1 tRNA gene is annotated in these 298 nt (G+C 52.7%); it reads left to right on the top strand.

Going from position 1 to position 298, the window contains the following annotated elements:
* The first annotated feature begins 210 nt into the window (after positions 1 to 210).
* Positions 211 to 286, top strand: a tRNA-Asn gene (locus tag AC1RPJ_RS08070).
* Positions 287 to 298 lie beyond the last annotated feature (12 nt).

Raw genomic sequence — 298 nt, 5'->3', positions numbered from 1 at the left:
AAGGACATATCCTGCGCGACGGTTCGATCCGTCCTCTGCGCGTTAAGGTAGTTGACACGGTTATCACGTCAATGACGACTGCAACCGTAGAAGTAGATGTTGAAGAGCTGAAGGTGTGCCTCGAAGGCGACCTGATTGGTATCATCAGTTAAGTAGTACGAATCAGATAGTGAGCCGGACGAAGTTGTTACCCGGTCTATCTGACTCAATTCCGGTGTAGCTCAGCGGTAGTAGCAACGGACTGTTAATCCGTGGGTCGCTGGTTCGATCCCAGCCACCGGAGCCAAACATGCGCGGG

The sequence above is a fragment of the Dellaglioa sp. CoH-57-MRSF-17 genome (assembly GCF_056782015.1).
The sequence above is the reverse complement of the archived record's forward strand: the minus strand, read 5'-3'. Positions and strand labels throughout refer to the sequence as shown.